This window comes from Frankia sp. ACN1ag, assembly GCF_001414035.1.
GTDB classification, from domain to species: Bacteria; Actinomycetota; Actinomycetes; order Frankiales; family Frankiaceae; genus Frankia; species Frankia torreyi.
Map to the genome: position 1 here is coordinate 36,675 of NZ_LJPA01000025.1, position 20,028 is coordinate 56,702.

The 20,028-nt window shown below is 73.0% G+C and carries 17 protein-coding genes and 3 pseudogenes; 3 read left to right on the forward strand and 17 right to left on the reverse strand.

Going from position 1 to position 20,028, the window contains the following annotated elements:
- Positions 1-16: 16 nt before the first annotated feature.
- The 6 genes from UK82_RS21115 to recO all read right to left on the reverse strand — a co-directional run bounded on the left by UK82_RS21115 (position 17) and on the right by recO (position 9,199).
- Positions 17-1,891 (reverse strand): transketolase, encoded by a 1,875-nt coding sequence (locus UK82_RS21115; protein WP_044883008.1) that lies wholly within the window; start codon positions 1,889-1,891, stop codon positions 17-19.
- 520 nt (positions 1,892-2,411) lie between these two features.
- Positions 2,412-3,098, reverse strand: a complete 687-nt coding sequence (locus UK82_RS21120) for a YdcF family protein (RefSeq protein ID WP_044883007.1) — start codon at positions 3,096-3,098, stop codon at positions 2,412-2,414.
- Between the two features lie 165 nt (positions 3,099-3,263).
- A complete protein-coding gene (locus UK82_RS21125; RefSeq protein WP_044883006.1) occupies positions 3,264-6,434 on the reverse strand; it encodes a glycine--tRNA ligase in 3,171 nt (1,056 codons plus the stop codon).
- Positions 6,435-6,758: 324 nt separating this feature from the next.
- A complete protein-coding gene (locus UK82_RS21130; protein ID WP_052680876.1) occupies positions 6,759-7,361 on the reverse strand; it encodes an antibiotic biosynthesis monooxygenase in 603 nt (200 codons plus the stop codon).
- On the reverse strand, positions 7,354-8,151 hold the full coding sequence (locus tag UK82_RS21135; protein WP_044883005.1) for an isoprenyl transferase: 798 nt from the start codon (positions 8,149-8,151) through the stop codon (positions 7,354-7,356). The genes UK82_RS21130 and UK82_RS21135 overlap by 8 nt, the downstream gene beginning before the upstream one ends.
- Positions 8,152-8,467: 316 nt before the next feature.
- The gene (recO, locus tag UK82_RS21140) at positions 8,468-9,199 is read right to left on the reverse strand and encodes a DNA repair protein RecO (RefSeq protein ID WP_199865295.1); all 732 of its coding nucleotides are present in this window, start codon (positions 9,197-9,199) and stop codon (positions 8,468-8,470) included.
- A 180-nt stretch (positions 9,200-9,379) separates the two neighbouring features.
- Between recO and UK82_RS21145 the strand changes: the two genes are divergently transcribed.
- Entirely contained in the window at positions 9,380-10,498 is a 1,119-nt protein-coding gene (locus UK82_RS21145; protein WP_055408891.1) for an NUDIX domain-containing protein, read from the forward strand.
- Between the two features lie 64 nt (positions 10,499-10,562).
- On the opposite strand, the gene era is transcribed toward UK82_RS21145, so the two are convergent.
- The 11 genes and pseudogenes from era to hemW all read right to left on the reverse strand — a co-directional run.
- Positions 10,563-11,317 (reverse strand): GTPase Era (gene era / locus UK82_RS21150; RefSeq protein WP_236706241.1); only part of this gene is annotated, 755 nt, incomplete at its 5' end.
- A gap of 1 nt (position 11,318) precedes the next feature.
- Positions 11,319-11,507 (reverse strand): annotated as a pseudogene (locus UK82_RS39160) (GTPase); the annotation flags it as partial.
- 1 nt (position 11,508) lies between these two features.
- Positions 11,509-11,913 carry a hypothetical protein gene (locus UK82_RS21155; protein WP_044883002.1) on the reverse strand — a complete coding sequence of 135 codons (405 nt, stop codon included), beginning with the start codon at positions 11,911-11,913 and terminating at the stop codon, positions 11,509-11,511.
- Positions 11,910-13,271, reverse strand: coding sequence for a hemolysin family protein (locus tag UK82_RS21160; RefSeq protein WP_044883066.1), 1,362 nt, complete (start codon positions 13,269-13,271; stop codon positions 11,910-11,912). Before UK82_RS21160 ends, UK82_RS21155 begins: the two co-directional genes overlap by 4 nt.
- Before the next feature lie 19 nt (positions 13,272-13,290).
- The gene (gene ybeY / locus UK82_RS21165; RefSeq protein WP_044883065.1) at positions 13,291-13,836 is read right to left on the reverse strand and encodes an rRNA maturation RNase YbeY; all 546 of its coding nucleotides are present in this window, start codon (positions 13,834-13,836) and stop codon (positions 13,291-13,293) included.
- A gap of 28 nt (positions 13,837-13,864) precedes the next feature.
- Positions 13,865-14,914: a PhoH family protein gene (locus UK82_RS21170; protein ID WP_055408893.1), complete on the reverse strand. Its 1,050-nt coding sequence runs from the start codon at positions 14,912-14,914 to the stop codon at positions 13,865-13,867.
- Positions 14,915-15,062: 148 nt separating this feature from the next.
- On the reverse strand, positions 15,063-15,785 hold the full coding sequence (locus tag UK82_RS21175) for a 16S rRNA (uracil(1498)-N(3))-methyltransferase (protein ID WP_044883064.1): 723 nt from the start codon (positions 15,783-15,785) through the stop codon (positions 15,063-15,065).
- Between the two features lie 104 nt (positions 15,786-15,889).
- On the reverse strand, positions 15,890-17,029 hold the full coding sequence (gene dnaJ / locus UK82_RS21180; RefSeq protein ID WP_044883000.1) for a molecular chaperone DnaJ: 1,140 nt from the start codon (positions 17,027-17,029) through the stop codon (positions 15,890-15,892).
- A partial coding sequence (locus UK82_RS21185) for a heat-inducible transcriptional repressor HrcA (RefSeq protein WP_236706242.1) occupies positions 17,029-17,802 on the reverse strand: 774 nt, incomplete at its 5' end. The genes dnaJ and UK82_RS21185, both read right to left, overlap by 1 nt.
- 1 nt (position 17,803) lies before the next feature.
- Positions 17,804-18,048, reverse strand: a pseudogene (locus UK82_RS39165) (DeoR family transcriptional regulator); the annotation flags it as partial.
- A gap of 276 nt (positions 18,049-18,324) precedes the next feature.
- Entirely contained in the window at positions 18,325-19,560 is a 1,236-nt protein-coding gene (gene hemW / locus UK82_RS21190) for a radical SAM family heme chaperone HemW (protein WP_044882998.1), read from the reverse strand.
- 118 nt (positions 19,561-19,678) lie between these two features.
- On the opposite strand from hemW, the pseudogene UK82_RS43035 reads away from it, so the two are divergent.
- Together UK82_RS43035 and UK82_RS21195 are read left to right on the forward strand one after the other, a co-directional pair.
- Positions 19,679-19,726 (forward strand): annotated as a pseudogene (locus tag UK82_RS43035) (zinc finger domain-containing protein); the annotation flags it as partial.
- 63 nt (positions 19,727-19,789) lie between these two features.
- Complete coding sequence (locus UK82_RS21195; RefSeq protein WP_173667334.1) at positions 19,790-19,954, forward strand: hypothetical protein; 165 nt, start codon at positions 19,790-19,792, stop codon at positions 19,952-19,954.
- The last annotated feature ends 74 nt before the right edge of the window (positions 19,955-20,028 follow it).

Below are 20,028 nucleotides of genomic sequence, written 5' to 3' on the forward strand. Positions count from 1 at the left end.
GCCGCCGGGGAGGCCGTCAGCGCAGCAGGTCTCGGGCCGCCTCGACGATGTGCTTCGCCGAGATGCCGGCGGCGTCGAGCAGCTCCTCGGGCGTGCCGGAACCGGGCAGCGAGCGCACCGCGAGGTGCCGGACGGACAGCGGCAGCCCGCTGTCGTCCAGCGCCCCGAGCACGGCGCTGGCCAGGCCGCCCTCCGGGTAGTGGTCCTCAGCGACGACGATGCGCCCGCCGGTGGCCCGGGCGGCGTCGAGCAGGGTCGCGGCGTCGACCGGCTTGACCGAGTACAGGTCGATCACCCGGGCGGCGACTCCCTCCGCGGCGAGCGTGTCGGCGGCGGCCAGGGCCTCGTGCAGGGTGACACCGGCACCGATGAGCGTGACGGTGTCGCCGTCCGAACGGCGCAGCACCTTGGAGCCCCCGGGGGCGAACGGCTCGTCCGGGCCGTAGAGCACCGGGTAGGCGCCCCGGGTGGTACGCAGGTAGCTCACCCCGGACAGGTCGGCCATCGCCGCGACGAGCTTGGCGGCGGACGTCGCGTCGCTCGGGTAGAGCACCGTCGACCCGCCGACGGCCCGCATCATCGCCAGGTCCTCCAGCGCCATCTGCGACGGACCGTCCGCGCCGATCTCCACCCCGGCGTGGCTGCCGGACAGCCGGATGTCGGCCTGGGAGATCGCCGCCATCCGGATGAAGTCGTAGGCGCGGGAGAAGAAGGCGGCGAAGGTGGAGGCGAACGGCACGTAGCCGCGCACCGACAGGCCGACCGCCGCCGCGACGAGCTGCTGCTCGGCGATGAAGATCTCGAAGAACCGGTCCGGGTACGCCTTGGCGAAGTCCTCGGAGTAGGTCGAGTTGCTCACCTCGGCGTCGAGGGCGACGACGTCGGTACGCGCCCCGAGAGCGGCCAGCGCCTGCCCGTAGGCCCGACGGGTCGCGACCTTGGCCCCGAGCTCGTAGCTGGGCAGGGTGATCGCCGGCCGGCTGATCGGCTCCGGGCGCGGGAAGTCCGGCCCCGGCACCGGGCCGCGGATGCGCAGGTTGCGCTCGCCGCCGAGCTCGGCGATGGCGCGCTCGGCCATGTCCGCCGGGAAGGGCTTGCCGTGCCAGCCTTCCTTGTCCGACGTCTCCGAGAAGCCGGCGCCCTTGTGGGTGCGGGCGAGGATGACGGTCGGCCGGGTCGCGTCCTCGGCCCCGGCGAGCGCCTCGTCGATCGCGGCGATGTCGTGGCCGTCGACGACGACCGCCCGCGCGCCGAACGACTCGACCCGCCTGGCGTAGGTGTCGAGATCCCAGCCGAGCTCGGTGGGGCCACGCTGGCCGAGCCGGTTGACGTCGACGATCGCGATCAGGTTCGACAGGTTGTAGTAGGAGGCCTTGTCCAGCGCCTCCCAGACCGACCCCTCCGCCATCTCGCTGTCACCGCAGATCACCCAGACGCGGTAGGGCACCTTGTCCAGGTACTTCCCGGCGAGCGCCACCCCCACGCCGTCGGGCAGGCCCTGCCCGAGCGAACCGGTGGCGACGTCGACCCAGGGCAGGATCGGGGTGGGGTGGCCCTGCAGCCGCTCGCCGAAGCGGCGGTAGCCGTTGATGAGCTCCTCGTCGCTGACGACCCCGACCGCCTTGAAGATCGAGTAGATCAGCGGGGAGGCGTGGCCCTTGGAGAAGATGAGGTGGTCGTTCGCCGGGTCCTCGGGGTTGTCCCAGTCATAGCGCAGGTGCCGGGCCACGAGGGCGGCCAGCACGTCCGCGGCGGACATGGAAGAGGTGGGGTGCCCGGAGCCGGCCGAGGTGCTGCTGCGCACCGAGTCGACCCGCAGCTGCTGCGCGAGTTCCCGGACTGTCTCCAGATCGGCCGTCCCGACCGCACTCTCGGATACGGGAGTTGCCACACCAGTCTCCTTAGGAAGTCGTTACACTCGCGGAAGGTGATTTCCGGGGTGTTGTCGCACGCGTCGGGTGGCCGCCTCCGCCGCCTTGCGTCACTGCCGCTTGTCGCACTACCCTCTCACCCGGCGATCCGAACCGTACCAGCGCGGGTGACCACCGAAGAGGGTCGAACGCGCTGCGGGTAGGTCACATCGGTGAATCGTCCGATTTGGCCCGGCCAGCTGCCGCGCGCCCCTGGCCGTCCCGCCGCTGCCCACCGCCGCCCGCCCGCGCGAGGCCACCGCGCCGGCGGCCGCCCACGCGCCGGAAGGTGCCGAGCCGGTCGGTGCCGGAGGCGGGCCTGTCCGCGCCCGAATCGACAACTCTCGCGACGGCCGCGCGGGAGCGGTCTCGGGGAGCACCCTGCCGCCCCGGCCGCCCCTGCGGCCCCTGCGCACCCCGGCTGCCGCTGCGCACCCCGGCCGCCCCTGCGCACCCCGGCCGCCCCTGCCCACCGCGGCGGCGGGCCGTCGCGGCCCGGGCTCAGACCGCCCGCGTGGTCGCCGAGGGCGGCGAGGCCCGGTGGAAGAGCTGATACCAGCGGTAGCCGATGCCCTCGCGAATGATGTAGCGGGCCTTGGTGTCGAAGCCGTGGACGGCCGGGCCGCGGGTCACCGGCGACGTGGTCGCGTCCAGCCCGAGGTCGCGCGCCATCGTCCGGGACCGCAGGCTGTGCGGGGGATCGGTGACCAGGACCGTCGACCGCCAGTGCCGGGTGTTCATGACCCCCGCGACCGCGGTCAGCGAGCCGAGGGTGTCCGAGCCCTCCGGGACGACGATCACCCGATCGGCCGGAACTCCCCGGCGGCGCAGGTACGCGGCGCCGGCCTCGGCCTCGGTGTAGCGATCGCCGGGCTGCTTGCCACCGATCGTGATCACGTTGGGTGCGACGCCCTGCCGGTAGAGCTCCAGCGCGTGGTCGAGGCGGGCGGCGAAGACCGCCGAGGGACGCCCGTCGTACTGCGAGGCTCCGAGGACGACCAGGGTGTCGGAGGCGGGCCGGTGATCCTCCCGGCCCACCCACCACACCTGAACGAACGTGACCACGGTGAGGATCACGACGGCGGCGACGACCGCGGCCACAGCCCGGATCGCCCACCGCCACCAGGGCACCTGGTACCAGGTCGCGCGGAACGGATGGACGGCGAGGCTAGGACGGGACAGACCCACGCGATGGAACAGTAGCCCCCCGTGGCGGGCTATCCGACACAGCGCGGCCTATGCGCCCGTTTGTCCTGGTTCTTTCGCGGGTGACCGGACGGCGGCCGGACCGTGCCCGCCGGACCGGCCGGTCACCCGGCCCGAGCAGCGCCGGTCCGGTCCTCGGCGCCGAGGTCAGTGCCCGGCGGGCAGCGAGCCGAGCGCCTCCCAGTCCAGGGTTCCCGCGGTGAGATCCCGGATCCGGGCGAGCAGTCCGAGCCGAGCCGCCCGGACCGCCGGATCGGGGTCCATCACCATCAGCGCGTCGAAGAACCCGTCGATCGCGGCCGGCAGCTCCCCCGCCGCAGCGACGAGCTCGCCGAGCGGGACGAACGCCGGGTACGCCGACGCCCTCGAGCCGGCCGGAACGTTTGCCACGACCGGACCGTCGGCCACGGCCGGAGCGGGCGAACCTGCTCGCGCGCCGAGGCGCTCCGTCAGTGCGGTGACCACGGTCAGAAGCCGGGCGGCGGCCGGCTCGGTGAGCCGCTCGCCGTCGAGGACGGCGGGGGCGTCAGCCGGAACGATGCGGCGCACCCGCTGCAGCGCAGCCGCCAGGGCGGCGAACACGGCCGGATCGGCCGTCGTCGCAGGCGTCGTCGTCGCAGGCGTCGTCGTGGCGGTGGCCGGTTCGCCGGCATTGGCCAGCGCCGCCCCGATGGGCACCGCGATCAGCCCGCGCAGCGTCGCCAGGGTGGTCGCCGCGCGCGCCGGGGTGCCGGTGAGCGGGGCGACCGCGCCGACCAGGCGGTGGTCGACCCCGCTGTCGAGGAGCTGCTGGGTGTAGCGGCCGCGGAGGAACGCCTCGGCCGCGGCGAGCGCCTGCCCGGACACCGGCACGGGGGTGAGCCGGGCGGCCCGGGCGAGGACGTCGGCGACGGCAAGGCCGGCGAGCTCGGGCCGGCTACCGAGGATCGCGGCGGCACCCAGCGCAGCCCGGCGCAGCCCGAACGGGTCGGAGCTGCCGGTCGGCGCGGCGTCCAGAGCGAACAGCCCGACGAGCAGGTCGAGCCGGTCGGCGAGGGCGAGCAGCGATCCGGAGACGGTGGCGGGCAGGTCGTCGCCCGCCCGGCGCGGCAGCTCCATCTCGTAGAGCGCGGTGGCGACGGCCTCGGGCTCACCGGCCCGACGGGCGTATTCCCGGGCCATCGTGCCGGCGAGGCTGGACAGCTCGACCACCATCTGGGTCGCCAGGTCGAACTTGGCGAGCGTGGCCGCCCGATCCAGGGTCGCCCGGTCGTCGGCGCCGAGGCCGATCTCGTCGCCGAGCGCGCGGGCCAGCGTCCCGATCCGGTCCGCCCGGTCGGCGACCGAACCGAGCCGCTGTTCGAAGGTGAGCTTCGCGAGCCCGGCGCGGAAGGTCTCCAACGGCACCTTGACGTCGGCGTCGTAGAAGAAGGCGGCGTCGGTGAACCGGGCCCGGATGACGTCCTCGTTGCCGGCGCGCACGAGCGCGTCGTCGATCTGCCCGTCGGCGACGGCGATGAAGGCCGGCAGCAGCCGCCCCGCGGCGTCACGCACGGGCAGGTACCGCTGGTGCTTGCGCATGACGGTGGTGAGGATCTCCGCGGGCAGCTCCAGGAACCGCGCCTCGAAGGCGCCCAGCAGCGGCCGCGGGAACTCGACGAGGTTCGTCACCTCGGCCAGGGTGTCGGCGTCGGCATCGGGATCGATGTGGCCGCCGGTGTCCGCGGTGAGCTTGGCGGCCTCCTCCACGACGAGGTCGCGACGCACCGCCGGGTCGAGCAGGATCGAGCGGGCGGCGAGCAGCTCCGGGTAGCCGTCGGCGCTGGCCACCTCGATCGGCGGCGATCCCGCCCGCCGGTGGCCCAGGGTGGTCCGCCCGGCGGCGAGGGTGGACACCGCGACCGGCACCACCGTCTCCCCGAACAGGGCGACCAGCCAGCGCACCGGGCGGCTGAAGGACAGCTCCGGGTCGTTCCAGCGCATGTTGCGCTCCGCGCGCAGCCCGGCGACGAGCTCGCCGAGGACGTCGGCCAGCACGTCGGTGGCGTCCCGGCCGGCCTCGGTGCGGACCAGGGCGACATGCTCGACGTCGCGGTGGGTGACGATCTGGAGATCCGCCGGGTCCGCGCCCTGCCCGCGGGCGAAACCGACCGCGGCCTTCGTCGGCGCACCGGCGCTGTCGTAGGCGGCCGCGACCCGCGGGCCGCGCACCACCCGCTCGACGTCCGGTTCGCGCGGGGCCACGTCCTCGACGATCGCGACGATCCGGCGGGGAGTGCCCTGCACGCGGATCTCGCCGTGGGTGAGCCGGGTGGCGGCCAGCCGGTCGAGCAGGCCGGCGCGCACCACCGCCACCGTGCGGGTCACCTCGGCCGCGGGCAGCTCCTCCGTGCCGATCTCGAACAGCAGGGTCGCCGGCTCGCGCACCGGGGTGGACACGGCGACCGGCACGGCCGCCGGGGGCGGGCTCGCCACGCCGAGCGGGTGGCCGAGCTCCTCGCGGCGGTCCCGCCACAGGGCGGCGACCTCGCGGGACAGCCCGCGCATCTGGGCGAAGGAGGTCGCCCGCTCGGTGGTCGACACGGCTCCGCGCGAGTCGAGGATGTTGAACGCGTGCGAGCACTTCAGGACGTAGGAGTGCGCCGGAACGGGCAGGCGGGCGTCGACGAGCCGCCGGGCCTCGGCGGCGTAGTCGGCGTAGAGGCGGCGCACGGTGTCGATGTCGGCGTCGTCGAGGTAGTACCGCGACATCTCGTACTCGGCCTGGCCGAACACCTCGCCGTAGGAGATGCCCGGCGCGTAGGCGAGCTCGCTGAAGTGGCGGACCCCCTGCAGCGCCATGAGGATGCGTTCCATGCCGTAGGTGATCTCGACGCTGATCGTGTCGAGCGTCTGGCCGCCGGCCTGCTGGAAATAGGTGAACTGGGTGATCTCCAGCCCGTCGAGCCATACCTCCCAGCCGAGCCCCCAGGCGCCGAGCGCGGGCGAGGCCCAGTTGTCCTCGACGAAGCGCACGTCGTGGGCGGCGGTGTCGACCCCGATCGCCGCCAGGCTGCCGAGGTAGAGCTCCTGGGCGTTGCCCGGATCGGGCTTGAGGATCACCTGGAACTGGGTGTGCGTCTGCAGCCGGTTGGGGTTCTGGCCGTAGCGGGAGTCGTCGGGACGGACCGACGGCTCCACGTAGGCCACCCGCCACGGCTCCGGACCGAGTACCCGCAGCACCGTCGCCGGGTTGAGCGTACCGGCGCCGACCTCGGTGTTGAACGGCTGCATGATCATGCAACCGCGGTCGGTCCAGTAGCGGGTCAGCGCCAGCAACGCGTCCTGCATGGTCAACATCGGGTGAGCCTCGGCTTTTCGCTGTCACGGTCACGAGCGGGGCGGGGCGCCCCATCCACGGTCCGGCCCCGGCCGCGCGCGGCGACCTACCGGACGAACCCTCCGACGATCGTGGATGGGAGTCCCGAAGATCTGGCCGGCCCGGTCGCCCTGGGTCCGATCTCCCCGAGATCCGACATCACGATGCGTCGGAACGCGGAGATCCATGGGTCGGTGATGCTGACTCGAGGCTACCGGTCGGCACCGACAATCCGCCGCCAGGCCAGACGCGGCCGGAGTCGCGCCGGCAGGCGGGCGCCACGGAACAGAACGGGCGCGGGCAGATCAGGACGGGCCGGGCGCGGCGGTGTCCGCGTCCGCGGCGCGGTCCGAGCAGTAGGTCCGGGCGAGGCGAGCGACGTCTCCGCCGGCCGCCTCGGCGGGATCGACGTCGAGCCGGTCGCCGCCGGCATCCCGCGCCACGGGTGGGTCCACGGCGGCGAGCACCTCGAAGGCTCCGGGCACGTCGACGGCATGGACGAGCAGCGGCGTGAGGGCATAGCGCACCTCGAACGCGGACAGGGCCCGGCGCCACGGGCCGGGGCCGTCCCACTCGCTGGTCAGCAGCCAGGACTCCGGCTCGTCGAGCGCTCGGGCAAGCCGGCCGGACCGGAAACCGGCAGCCCGGGCAAGCGCGTCGAGCGCGGCCCGCGCCGCCGTGGGAAAGCCGGCCGCGGCCGCCGCCGGCACCGCGAAGCGGATCTCGGCGACCACCGGCGCGCCGGAACCCGCCGCCGCCCAGCCCGCACCGGCGCCGGGCCACCCGGACTCGAGCCCGCCGCCCGCCGCCAAGCCGGACGGGGCCGCATCCGGGGGCCCGGGCGCTTCGGCTCCGGCTTCGGCTTCGGCTTCGGCTTCGGCTTCGGCTTCGGCCGGATGGTCAGGCACGATGCGCGACGATCCCGCCGTAGCGCCGGTCGCGGCGGGCGTACTCCTCACATGCCTGCCACAGGTCGCGGCGGTCGAAGTCGGGCCAGAGCGTTTCGACGAACGAGAACTCGGCGTACGCCGCCTGCCAGAGCAGGAAGTTGCTCAGCCGCTGCTCGCCGGACGTCCGGATGACCAGGTCGAGGTCGGGCATGTCGGGCTCGTCGAGGTAGCGGCTCACCGTGGCCTCGTCGATCCGGTCGGCCCGCAGCCGCCCATCGCGCACGTCCCGGGCGATCGCCGCAGCGGCGTCCGCGATCTCGGCCCGGCCGCCGTAGTTCACGCACATCACCAGCGTGAGCCGGTCGTTGTCGCGGGTTCGCTCCTCCGAGGACTCCAGACGCCGGATCACGTTCCCCCAGAGCCGGGGCCGTCGCCCCGCCCACCGCACCCGCACCCCGAGCGCATCCATGTCCGCGATCCGTCGGCCGAACACCCTGTCGGTGAAGCGCATCAGGAACGCCACCTCGTCCGGCGAACGCTTCCAGTTCTCCGTCGAGAAGGCGTACACCGACAGCCATCGCACGCCGAGCTCGATCGCCCCCTCGACGCAGTCGAACAGCGCGTCCTCCCCGGCCTCGTGCCCCTTCGTCCGGGCGAGCCCGCGCCGCTTGGCCCAGCGGCCGTTGCCGTCCATGACGATGCCCACGTGCCGCGGAACCAGGCTGCGCGGCAGCGCCGGGGGCCGGGCCCCCGAGGGATGGGGGTGCGGATCACGGAACCGCGTCCCCACGTCATTGCGCAAAGTCACTGCCTACCTCCCCAGAACCGGCCGGGGCAGCGCCGAGCCGTCATCCGTCGTACCGGTATCTGCCATCGCCGCACCGTCCCCCTGCCGACGCCGGATCGCGCCGGGAGCCCCCACCGCCGCTGTCCACCTCACCATGTCCGTCNTCATCCCCTCCCAGCGCGTCCCCGACCAGCGCGCTCCTCCCGACCAGCGCGCTCCTCCCGAGCAGCGCGCTCCTCCCGACCAACGCGTCCCGCGGCCCAAGGACCGATCGATGCGACGCCACCCCGGCGCGGTCGTCGAACAGCGGGTCCAGTGCCGGCCCGCTCACGGCCACTCATGCCCGTTCCAGGTGCGGCAGCGCGCGCAGCCCCCGTTCGAGATGCCACTGGAGATAGGCGGCGACGATGCCGCCGGCCTCCCGCCGGGCGCGGGCTTCGCTGGCCAGCGCGCCGTCCCAGTCGCCGCGCAACAGGTCGGTGAGGAGCCGTACCGCACCCGCCGAGACCGACGCCGCGCCGTGCGGACGACATTGCGGGCACACTACGCCGCCGCCGGCAACGGACAGCGACAGGTGCTGGCCCGGCTCTCCGCACCGGGCACAGTCGTCCAGGGCCATGCCGTATCCGGACACCGCCAGCGATCGGAGCAGAAACGCGTCCAGCACGAGCGGGGCCGGCCGCTTCCCCGCGGCGAGCGTGCGCAGACCGCCGACGAGCAGCAGAAACAACCGCAGCGCGGGCTGACGCTCCTCGCTGGTCAACCGCTCGGCGGTCTCGAGCATCACGGCCGCGGCGGTGTGCCGGGCGTAGTCGAGCGCGATCGTCGTCCCGTAGGGGGAGATGATGTCGGCCTGGGTGACGGTGTCCAACGACCGGCCGGAGTGCAGCATCAGGTCGACGTAGGTGCCCGGCTCCAGCCGGGAGCCGAACCGCGAGGACGTCTTGCGCACACCCTTGGCGACTGCCCGGACCCGACCGTTGCGCCGAGTGAGCACGGTGATGATGCGGTCAGCCTCGGCGAGAGGGGTCGTTCGCAGGACGACCCCTTCGTCGCGATACACCGGCACCCGCCCATGGTTGCACGACCCCGGGTCGGCGCGGTAAGGCGAGGTCATCCGGCAGATGGCCGCGACGAACCAGCCCCGTTTCGCAACCTCTCGTATACGAAAGAACACAAATGGACACTTTCGCCGGTGGAAGCCGGACTCCCCCTGCACGGGACGCCGCAGGTTGCGGATGATGGCTCGGTGCGGGTGGTACGGCGGACGGCGCGAGCGATCCTCATCGATGGCAACGGCCGACTGGTGCTCTTCCGGCGGACACTGCCGAAGCGCAAGCCCTACTGGTCCACCCCCGGCGGCGGGGTGGACCGCGAGGACGGCTCGGTGGAGGCGGCCCTGCACCGCGAACTCGCCGAGGAGCTCGGCGCCACGGTTGACCGCGTCCAACAGGTGTTCCTCACCAGCCCGCCGCGCGGCGACGGGATCGCGGTGTCGCACTTCTTCGTCTGCCGCCTGGTCTCCATGGACCTGAGCAAGCGCACCGGCGAGGAGTTCACGAACCCCGCCAAGGGCCGCTACGACGTCGAACGGATCGACCTGCGCGGCAAGAAGCTCAGTCGCTACGCCTTGCAACCCCCGGAGGCCAAGGCCTTCATCCTCGCCAACCGTCAGGCGCTGCTGATCGCCGCGCTCACCGACGACGCACCACCGCTGACCCTTGCCGACGACCCGGCCACTGCCACCGCCGTCCCGCCCGCGCGGTCCGAGGCGGCAACCGGCTCTGCTGCGGCACCGGCCGCCGACGAGACCTCGGCGACCGACCAGACCGCGGCGACCGACCAGACCGCGGCGACCGACCAGACCGCGGCATCCGGCGATGCCGGCGCAGCCAAGCCGGCCGTGTCATCCGGCCGGGCCTCGACATCCCCCGGGGACGGGACGTTCGGCGAGCCCCCGGCGTCCGCCGAGGCCGCCCGCCCCGACCAGAACACGACCATCGACCAGAACACGGCCATCGACCAGAACACCACGGCTACCGACCAGAACACCACGACCGACGAGACCGTGACCACCGAACAGGCCAGGATGTCCGAGCAGGCCACGGCCACCGACCAGCACGGTACGGCCAGCGACGCCACGGTGTCCCAGCGCGCCGGTTGCGGTGACGCCGGGACGCCGGCTGACGGATCCCCCGCCCCCGCGACCGTGGACTCCGGCAAGGCAGCGCAGCGGCGGCCGCGGCGGGCCATGCCACCGATCCTGGAGATCGTCGACGGTGCGGTCGTCAACGACGGATCCGACCCCCCGACCGTGGCGCTTCCACGCCCGCGTCGGTGGCCCCGATGGCCCCGGTGGCCCCGGTGACCGCTGCGCCGGTGGCCGCTGACCGGTCAGCGGTCACCGGTGGGACCCCGTCCCGGCCGCGGGGTCAGAAGCCCAGGCGGCGTAGCTGGCGGGGGTCTCGCTGCCAGTCCTTCGCGACTTTGACGTGCAGGTCCAGAAAGACCGGCGTCCCGAGCAGCGCCTCGATCTGCCCGCGGGCCCGGGTGCCGACCGCCTTGAGCCGGGAGCCGCCGGAGCCGATGACGATCGCCTTCTGGCTGGGCCGCTCGACGAAGACGTTGACCCGCACGTCCAGCAGCGGGTTCTGGGGCGATCGACCCTCCCGGGGGATCATCTCCTCGACGACCACCGCCAGCGAATGCGGCAGCTCGTCGCGGACCCCCTCCAGCGCCGCCTCCCGGACCAGCTCGGCGACCATGACCTGTTCGGGCTCGTCGGTCAGCTCGCCACCGGGGTAGAGCGCCGGGCCCGTCGGCAGCCGGGCGGCCAGCACGTCGGCGAGCACGTCCACCTGGTAGGAGCGGATCGCGCTGACCGGGACGATGTCGCTGAACTCGCCGAGGCCGGCCACGTCGAGCAGCCGCGCGCCGATCCGGTCGGCGTCGGCGACCTTGTCGGTCTTGGTCAGGATGGCCACCACCGGGGTCCGTTTGGGCAGGCGGGACAGCTCCTCGGCGATGAAGCGGTCGCCCCGTCCCACGGGTTCGTCGGCGGGCATGCAGAACCCGACGACGTCGACCTCGGACAGGGTGGCGCGCACGACGTCGTTGAGGCGCTGCCCGAGCAGCGTGCGCGGCCGGTGCAGCCCGGGCGTGTCGACGAGGACGAGCTGGGCGTCGGNGCGGTGCACGATGCCCCGGATGGCGTGCCGGGTCGTCTGCGGCCGACCGCTGGTGATGGCGACCTTGGTACCGACGAGGGCGTTCGTCAGCGTCGACTTGCCGGCGTTGGGCCGGCCGACGAGGCAGGCGAACCCGGACCGGAACTCCAGCGGGGTCGTGCCGCCGGGGGCGGGACTCGGAGTCGGCACGCTAGCTGGTCGTCCTGCTGCGAGCCACGCCGTCGGTGCCGCCGAGGAAGACGGGGACGCCGGCGCCGAACTCGGCGAGAGCGGCAAGATCATCCCTCGTAATCACATCACCCTCCGTGACGACGGCCGCAGCCTCGAAGCGGCGCGCCCCGCTGGAGACCGCCGCGGCCACGGCCGCCCGCAGCGCCGAGATCGCCAGCTCCGGCCGGCTCAGCCCGACGGTGGCGGCGGCGTAGGTGCGGCCGTCGGTGTCGCGCAGGGCCGCGCCCTCGGCGGCCCGGCCGTCGGGCACGTAGGCGCGCAGCCGCGCCGAGCGGGCCAGGACGAGCAGCTTCGCGTCCTCCGCGGCCAGGTCGAGGGCCGCCGCGGCGGACTCCGTCGCCTGCGGGGTCGGGTCAGCGGTCACGAGATCACCTTTCCGTGCTGGGGTGAGCGCCCGGCCGGCTCACCGCCGTCTGCGCCGCCCGGGGCCGGGTCGTCGGCGTCGGCCGGCGGGCGCGGCGGGCGGCTGACGACGATCGTGCCGATCTGGTTGCGCCGGCCGGCTGCCCGCTCCGCGGACAGCCGCAGGCCGCCGACCGTCACGGTGGCGCCCGGGATGGGCACCCGGCCCAGGGCCGTGGCCAGCAGGCCGCCGACGGTCACCGAGTCGTCCGCGCCGGGCAGCGCCTCGACGTCGAAGTCGAAGAGTTTGGCGAGGTCGTCCACGTCGAGCCGAGCGGTGACCCGAGCCGTGTCGGGATCGAGCCACTCCACCGGTGCCACCTCGCTGTCATACTCGTCGGTGATCTCGCCGACGATCTCCTCGAGAATGTCCTCGATGGTCACGAGCCCGGCGGTCCCACCGTACTCGTCGATGACGATCGCCATGTGGGTCCGCGAGGCCTGCATCTCCCGCAGCAGGTCGTCGGCGGGCTTGCTCTCCGGCACGAGCACGGGCGCGCGCATGATCTCGGCGACGGGGCCGTCCTCGTCGCCCTCGCGCTCGCGGCGGACCATGTCCTTGAGGAAGGCGATCCCCACGACGTCGTCGACGCTCTCGCCGATCACCGGGATCCGGGAGAAGCCGCTGCGCAGGGCGAGCGCGAGAGCCTGGCGGACGGTCTTCGTCGACTCGATGAACACCATGTCCGGCCGCGGCACCATCACCTCCCGGACGAGGGTGTCCCCCAGCTCGAACACCGACGCGATCATGTCGCGTTCCTCGCGCTCGATGACCTCGGTCTCCTCGGCGAGATCGACCAGATCACGCAGCTCCGCCTCGGAGGCGAAGGGCCCGTCCCGGAACCCGGGTCCCGGGGTGACGGCGTTGCCCAGCGCGATGAGCAACCGAGGCAGCGGCCCGAAGATCCGGGCGAGGCGGACGGTGAGCCCCGCGGTGGCGAGCGCGACCGCCGGCGCGTGCTGGCGGCCGAGCGTCCGGAACATCACCCCGACGAGGATGTAGGCGATCAGGGTGGCCACCAGGGTGCCCAGCCCGATCGCGGCGAAGCCCGTCCCGTAGGCGTGCGCGAACAGGATCGTCAGGCAGGCGGCGGCGAGCATCTCGCCGACCACCCGCAGGAGCAGCAGCAACGCGAGGTAGCGACCGGGGTCGGCGACGACGGTCGCGAGGTTCGCCGCGCCCGCGCGTCCCTGGCGCGCGAAGTTCTCGACCGACACCCGCGACACCCGGGTCAGGGCCGCGTCCACGCAGCCGAGACCCGCGGCGGCGAGGGACGCGACCACCGTGATGAAGACAAGCAGAAGATCGCCGGAGCTCATGGGCTCCCCCCGGCCGGGGTCAGCGCGCGGCGGTGGGGCCGGGCTCTCCAGCTCCGTCCGCACCGTCCGCACCGCCGGCGGGACGCTTCCCGCCGGCGGTCTTCACCGCGACGTCCCAGGACGCCAGCAGCTTGTTCTGGATCTTCCACATCTCGCGTTCCTCGTCCGGCTCGGCGTGGTCGTACCCGAGCAGGTGCAGGATGCCGTGGGTGCACAGCAGGTGCAGTTCGCGCTCGTAGGAGTGCCCCGCCTGCTCCGCCTGGCGGCGCGCGACGTCGGGGCAGAGCACGACATCGCCGAGCAGCGTTGTGGGGTCGTCGTCGACCGACTCCGACCAGGAGGCGTCAAACGCGTCGTCCTGCGCGAAGGAGAGCACGTCGGTCGGGCCCTCCTCGCCCATGTACCGCACGTGCAGGTCGGCCATGGCCTTCTCCTCGACCAGCATCACCGACAGCTCCGCGAGCGGGTTCACCTTCATCGCGTCGAGCACGAAGCGGGCGAGCGCCGTGAGCCGGACCTCGTCCACGTCGTTCGCGCCCGACTCGTTGGCGACGAACACGGCCATCAGCAGTCCTCTCCGAGCTCCGGCACGGTCACCGGCGCTCGCGGCGGCCCGGCCGGGCGGGTGCCGCGGCCGCGGCACCCGCATGGTCCCCGGCGGCGTCCCAGCGGGCGTACGCGTCGACGATCTCGCTCACCAGCCGGTGGCGAACGACGTCGGAGCTGGTCAGGGACGCGAAGTGCACGTCCTCGACGCCGTCGAGGATCTCCCGAACGACCCGCAGCCCGCTGCGGGTGCCGCTGGGCAGGTCGACCTGGGTGACGTCACCCGTCACCACGATCTTGGCTCCGAAGCCGAGCCGGGTGAGGAACATCTTCATCTGCTCGGGCGAGGTGTTCTGCGCCTCGTCGAGGATGATGAAGGCGTCGTTCAGGGTTCGGCCGCGCATGTAGGCCAGTGGGGCGACCTCGATCGTCCCGGCCTGCATCAGCCGCGGGATCGAGTCCGGGTCGATCATGTCGTGCAGCGCGTCGTAGAGCGGACGCAGGTACGGATCGATCTTCTCGTACAGAGTGCCCGGCAGGAAGCCGAGCCGCTCCCCCGCCTCGACCGCCGGCCGGGTCAGGATGATCCGGTTGACCTTCTTGGCCTGCAGGGCCTGAACCGCCTTCGCCATCGCCAGGTACGTCTTGCCGGTACCGGCGGGCCCGATCCCGAACACGATCGTGTGCTGGTCGATCGCGTCCACGTAACGCTTCTGGTTGAGCGTCTTGGGTCGGATCGTCCGGCCTCGGTTCGACAGGATGTTGAGGGTGAGGACCTCGGCGGGCCGCTCCTCCGAACCGGAGCGCAGCATCGCCAGCGAATGGTCGACGTGCTGCGGGCTGAGCTCGGTACCCGCGTCGAGCAGGGCGATGAGCTCCGCGAACAGCTTCGCGGCCAACTCGTTCTCCGCCGGCGGGCCGGTGATGGTGATCTCGTTGCCGCGCACGTGGATGTCCGAGGAGAAGGCCCGCTCGACGGTGCGCAGCAACTCGTCCTGGTGGCCCAGCAGGCTCACCATGCTGTGCGGGCCGGGGACGACGATGCGCGTCGTGGCCGGGGCGGTTGACGCGACAGGTGGCGTGACGGATTCGGGCATAGAGAGCGACCAGCTACGGCCGCGGCACCTCTCAGGATCGATGACCGTGGTGGGTGGTGCGGCGCGTGGAGGACGGGCATTCGGGTCAGCGCCCTGCCGGGGCAGGAGCCGCCCACCGAACGTCAGCCGCAGGCGCTACCCCGCCAGTCTATCCATCATCACGCCGAGCGTCCCAGCGGCCGAGATCCGCAAGGACGACCGAGGACGCGACCACGCCGGCGGTGGAGGTGCGCAGCACGGTCGGACCCAGGCGTGCGACCGCGGCGCCGGCCTGACGCAGCGCGTCCACCTCGGCGTCGGCGATGCCCCCCTCGGGCCCGACGACCAGCAGGATCTCCGCCGCCCCGTCGAGGGTCGCGGCGCGGCGGCGGGCCAGGCCCACCAGCGGGTCGCCGGCCTGCTCGTGCAGCACCACGGCGAGGGCGGCCGACGCCACCCGCCGGGTCAGCTCCGCCGTCCCGACGAGGTCGCCGACCACCGGCCAGTGCAGGCGGTGGGACTGCTTCGACGCCTCCGCCGCGGCCCGGACCCAGCGTTCCCGGGCCCGCCCGCCGCGCTCGCCCTCCCAGCGGACCACCGAACGCGCCGCCGACCACGGCACGATCTCGTCGACGCCGACCTCGGTCAGCATCTCCACCGCCCGCTCGCCGCGGTCGCCCTTGGCCAGCGCCTGCACGACGACGAGACGCGGATGCGGCGCCGTCGCGCCGACCCGCCGGCGCACCGCGCAGTCGATCTCGTCGCGCCGGACGGCGACGACGGCGCATTCCAACACCGCCCCGCGACCGTCGGTGACGTCCACTGGCTCGCCGGGGCGCAGCCGGCGCACCGTCGCCGCATGGTGCCCCTCCGGGCCGGACAGAGTGAACACGTCCGCGGTGGGTAGCGGGGACAGCCGAAACAACGCGCTGGTCAGTGGGGANCCTCTCGGCGGAGAACGAGCCGGACGGACCGGGGACCGGCCGTGCCGACGGGCTAGCGCCCGCGCCGCGACCCGCGACGGCGGAACAGCCCGCTCGCGCCGCCGCCGGTGGAACCGCCCACGACCGCGGGCGCCTCCTCGTCGCGGATCTTCGCCAGCTCCCGCAGCAACCGCTCCTGCTCCGCGTCCAGCTTCGTCGGCGTCTCCACGTTGATGTGGATGTGCAGGTGCCCCCGCCCGGCGGCCCGCAGGTGCGGGACGCCGCGGCCGGCGAGCTTGATGACCTCGCCCGGCTGGGTGCCCGGCTTCACCGCGATGGTCTCGGTGCCGTCGAGGGTCTCCAGGGTGGCGGAGGTGCCCAGCGCCGCCGAGGTCATCGGCAGCGGCAACTCACAGTGCAGGTCGTCGCCCTCACGGGTGAACACCGGATGCTGGCGTTCGGAGACCTCGACGTAGAGATCGCCGGGCGGCCCGCCGCCGGGACCGACCTCGCCCTCCCCGGACAGCCGGATGCGCATCCCGTCCTCGACTCCGGAAGGGATTTTCACCGTCAGGGTGCGACGCTTGCGGACCCGGCCGTCCCCGCCGCAGTCGCGGCAGGGGTGCTCGATCACCGTGCCGGTACCCGAGCAGCGCGGGCAGGGGCGAGAGGTGACCATCTGACCGAGGAAGGAGCGGGTGACCTGCTGGACCTCTCCCCGACCGCCGCAGGTGCCGCAGGTCGAGGGATGGGTGCCGGGAGCCGCCCCGGCGCCGGTGCAGGTCGAGCAGACGGCCGCCGTGTCCACGGTGATCTCGCGGGTGGCACCGAAGGCGGTCTCGGCCAGCTCCAGCTCGATCCGCAGCAGCGCGTCGTTGCCGCGCCGGACCCGGGAGCGGGGCCCACGGGTCGTCCCGCCGCCAAAGAAGGCGTCCATGATGTCGCCGAGGCCACCGAAGCCGGCGCCGAACGGCGAGCCGGCGCCCCCGCCGCCAGGCGCGAGCGGGTCGCCGCCCAGGTCGACGATCTGGCGCTTCTCCGGGTCGGAGAGCACCTCGTAGGCCGCGGTCACCCCGCGGAAGCGCTGCTGCGCCTCCGGGTCGGGGTTGACGTCAGGGTGCAGTTCCCGGGCGAGCTTGCGGTAGGCCCGTTTGATCTCGTCGTTCGACGCGTCTCGGCGTACGCCAAGAACTGCGTAGTAGTCCACGGCCATCAGTCGGCACCCAAGAGTTCACCCACGTATTTGGCGACGGCCCGGACGGCCGCCATCGTCCACGGATAGTCCATGCGCATCGGGCCGACCACTCCCATTCCGCCCAGGGCGAAAGGACCGCGGCCATAGCCGGTGGCCACCACTGCGGTCGTCCGCAGGGCGTCCACGTCCGTCTCTCGACCGATGCGTACCGTTACAGTACCGGTCTCGCGGGCCGAGCCGATGAGCTTCATCAGCACGACCTGCTCCTCGAGCGCCTCCAGTATCGACCGCAGCGAGTCGGCGAAGTCGACCGAGGCCCTGGTGAGGTTCGCCGTGCCGGCCATGGCGAGACGCTCCTCCGGGCGCTCCACCAGGGACTCCAGCACCGCCCCGGTCATCGTCGCCAGACACGGCCGCAGCTCGGGGCGGGCCTGGTCGGGCAGGGTGGCGACGACCTCGGGGGCGTCGGCCAGCCGCTGGCCGGCCAGCGCGCAGTTGAGGGTCGCCCGCAGCTCGCCCGCGATCTCGTCGTCCACCGGCGTCAGGCTGTCGATGATCCGCTGCTCCACCCGACCGGTATCGGTGATCATCACCATGAGCATGCGGCGCGGACCGAGGGTCACCACCTCGATGTGCCGGACGCTGCTGCTCGACAGCGACGGGTACTGCACCACCGCCACCTGGCGGGTGAGCTGAGCGAGCAGGCGGACCGAGCGGCGGACGACGTCGTCGAGGTCGACCGCGCCCTCCAGAAAGCTCTGGATGGCCCGACGCTCGGCCCGGGACAGCGGNTTGACCCCGGACAACCGATCGACGAACAACCGGTAGCCCTTGTCCGTCGGAATCCGCCCGGCGCTGGTGTGGGGCTGCGTGATGTAGCCCTCTTCCTCCAGCGCGGACATGTCGTTGCGGACAGTAGCCGGCGAGACACCGAGATTATGACGCTCTGCCAGCGCCTTGGAGCCCACCGGCTCGTTGCTCAGGACGAAGTCCTCCACGATCGCCCGAAGGACTTCGAGCCGCCGATCCTCTAGCACGCGGTCGCACCCCCTTCACCAAGCGGGACGTGGCCGGGCCACGGTGCGTGCACCTGCACCGACGGACACCAGGCCTGGCACTCGGCCGCAGTGAGTGCCAAGTGTAGCCGTCGGCCAGGCATGAAGCACACAACATGAGCCGCCCCACGAATGGCTGGTGAGGAGTCGGCGACATCCTTCCAACAGAACGGCCACCGGGGCACCCGGGTTCCGCGCCGCGGCGGCCCGCCCGATCGAGTAGGGCCGGTCGGCCGGGCAGAGCCGGTTGGGCAGGGGTCAGTCGGGCAGCAGAGCCCGGACCACCGTGTCGGTGAGCAGGCGACCGCGGCGAGTCAATCGCACCCGGCCGGACTCGAGCGCGCCCGGTTCGACCAGGCCAGAGCGAGCAAGATCCGCGCACGCCGCCAGCCCGGCCTCGTCGAGTTCGGCGACCCCGAGCCCCTCCGCGAGTCGCACGCCCAGCATCACCCGCTCGACCCGGCGGGTGGATGCGTCGAGCTCCTCGCGCGCCGCGGCCGGACTGCGCTGCGCGGCAAGGCGGGCGGCGTACTCCGCCGGGTGGCGCACGTTCCACCACCGCACGCCGCCGACGTGGCTGTGGGCGCCCGGGCCGAAGCCCCACCAGTGGTCGCCCCGCCAGTAGCCCAGATTGTGCCGGCAGCGGGTGGCCGAACCGCGTGACCAGTTGCTGACCTCGTAGTTGGTCAGCCCGGCGGCGGTGAGGATCTCGTCGGCGAGCAGGTACCGGTCGGCGAGCAGGTCGTCATCGGGCTCGAGCAGCTCTCCGCGGCGCACCCGGCGCGACAGCTTGGTGCCCTCCTCGACGGTCAGCGCGTAGGCGCTGACGTGGTCCGGCCCCAACTGCACCGCGGCCCGCAGGCTCGCCGCCCAGTCGGACTCGGACTCGCCCGGCGCCCCGTAGATCAGATCGAGGCTCACCTGCTCGAACCCGGCCTTGCGCGCCCAGCGCATCACCTCGGAGACCCGTCCGGGGGTGTGCCGCCGGTCCAGCGCCGCCAGCACGTGCGGCCGGTCGCTCTGCATGCCGAACGAGACCCGGGTGAAACCGGCTGCCCGCAACTGCTCGAGCTGGGCCGGGTCGACCGATTCCGGGTTCGCCTCGGTGGTGACCTCCGCGTCGGTGGCGAGTCCGAACTCGGTGTCCAGGGCGCGCAGCAGTCGGGCGAGGTCGTCCGCGGAGAGCAGGGTCGGCGTACCGCCGCCGACGAACACGGTGGAGATCGGCAGGTCGGTGTCGCCCAGCACCGCCCGGGCCAACCGGATCTCCTTCGTCGCGATGTCGACGAAGGTCGTCAGGCCCACCGAGGAGATCAGGGCGCCGCCCAGATCCGCCGCCGTGTAGGTGTTGAAGTCACAGTAGCCGCAGCGTGCCGCGCAGTAGGGCACGTGCACGTACGCCCCGAACGCGCGCTCGGTCAGCTCGGCCAGAGCGGCCGGCGGGAGAGCGCCGTCGTCGGGCGGAGGTGACCCGTCGGGAGGCTTTTGTGGCATGCCCCCAGTGTGCCCCCAACGGATGGGGTTACAGCAACGCCACGTTTGTCAAGCGCACGAGCGGGCCGAAGATGGCCACACCGGGACCACGCCGGGATAAGCACCGGAAACGGGGGTCCCCGTCGGCGCCGACGAGAGGTCGAGCACGTTTTGCCCCCGTTGTTGACGGAAGATCAGATATGGGCGGAGCATCGTCGACCGGTCGAGCCCGGTGCGAAAAGATCCGGCCATGGACGATGACGTCAGGGCCGTTCTCGAGGAGATCTCCGAACTGCTCCCGCCCCGAACCACCGTGTATCGTTCCAACGCCGCCGCGCCCGCCGGGGACCTCTCGCTCGCCGAACCGGCGACCGAACCGATCCGCCTGCCGGCGAGTCCGCTACCGACGAGCTGACGACGCGGGACCCCCCGGGGGGTGGCCGTGATCGGCGGTCTCCCCCCGGGTCAACCCGCCCGGTCTTCCCCGGC

Excerpts from the sequence above, each read along its gene's own strand:
- UK82_RS21125 (WP_044883006.1), bottom strand. The coding sequence starts at position 6,434 with ATGTTGACCATGCAGGACGCGTTGCTGGCGCTGACCCGCTACTGGACC.
- UK82_RS21160 (WP_044883066.1), bottom strand. The coding sequence starts at position 13,271 with ATGAGCTCCGGCGATCTTCTGCTTGTCTTCATCACGGTGGTCGCGTCC.
- ybeY (WP_044883065.1), bottom strand. The coding sequence starts at position 13,836 with ATGGCCGTGTTCGTCGCCAACGAGTCGGGCGCGAACGACGTGGACGAG.
- UK82_RS21170 (WP_055408893.1), bottom strand. The coding sequence starts at position 14,914 with ATGCCCGAATCCGTCACGCCACCTGTCGCGTCAACCGCCCCGGCCACG.
- dnaJ (WP_044883000.1), bottom strand. The coding sequence starts at position 17,029 with ATGGCCGTGGACTACTACGCAGTTCTTGGCGTACGCCGAGACGCGTCG.
- hemW (WP_044882998.1), bottom strand. The coding sequence starts at position 19,560 with ATGCCACAAAAGCCTCCCGACGGGTCACCTCCGCCCGACGACGGCGCT.
- UK82_RS21195 (WP_173667334.1), top strand. The coding sequence starts at position 19,790 with ATGGACGATGACGTCAGGGCCGTTCTCGAGGAGATCTCCGAACTGCTC.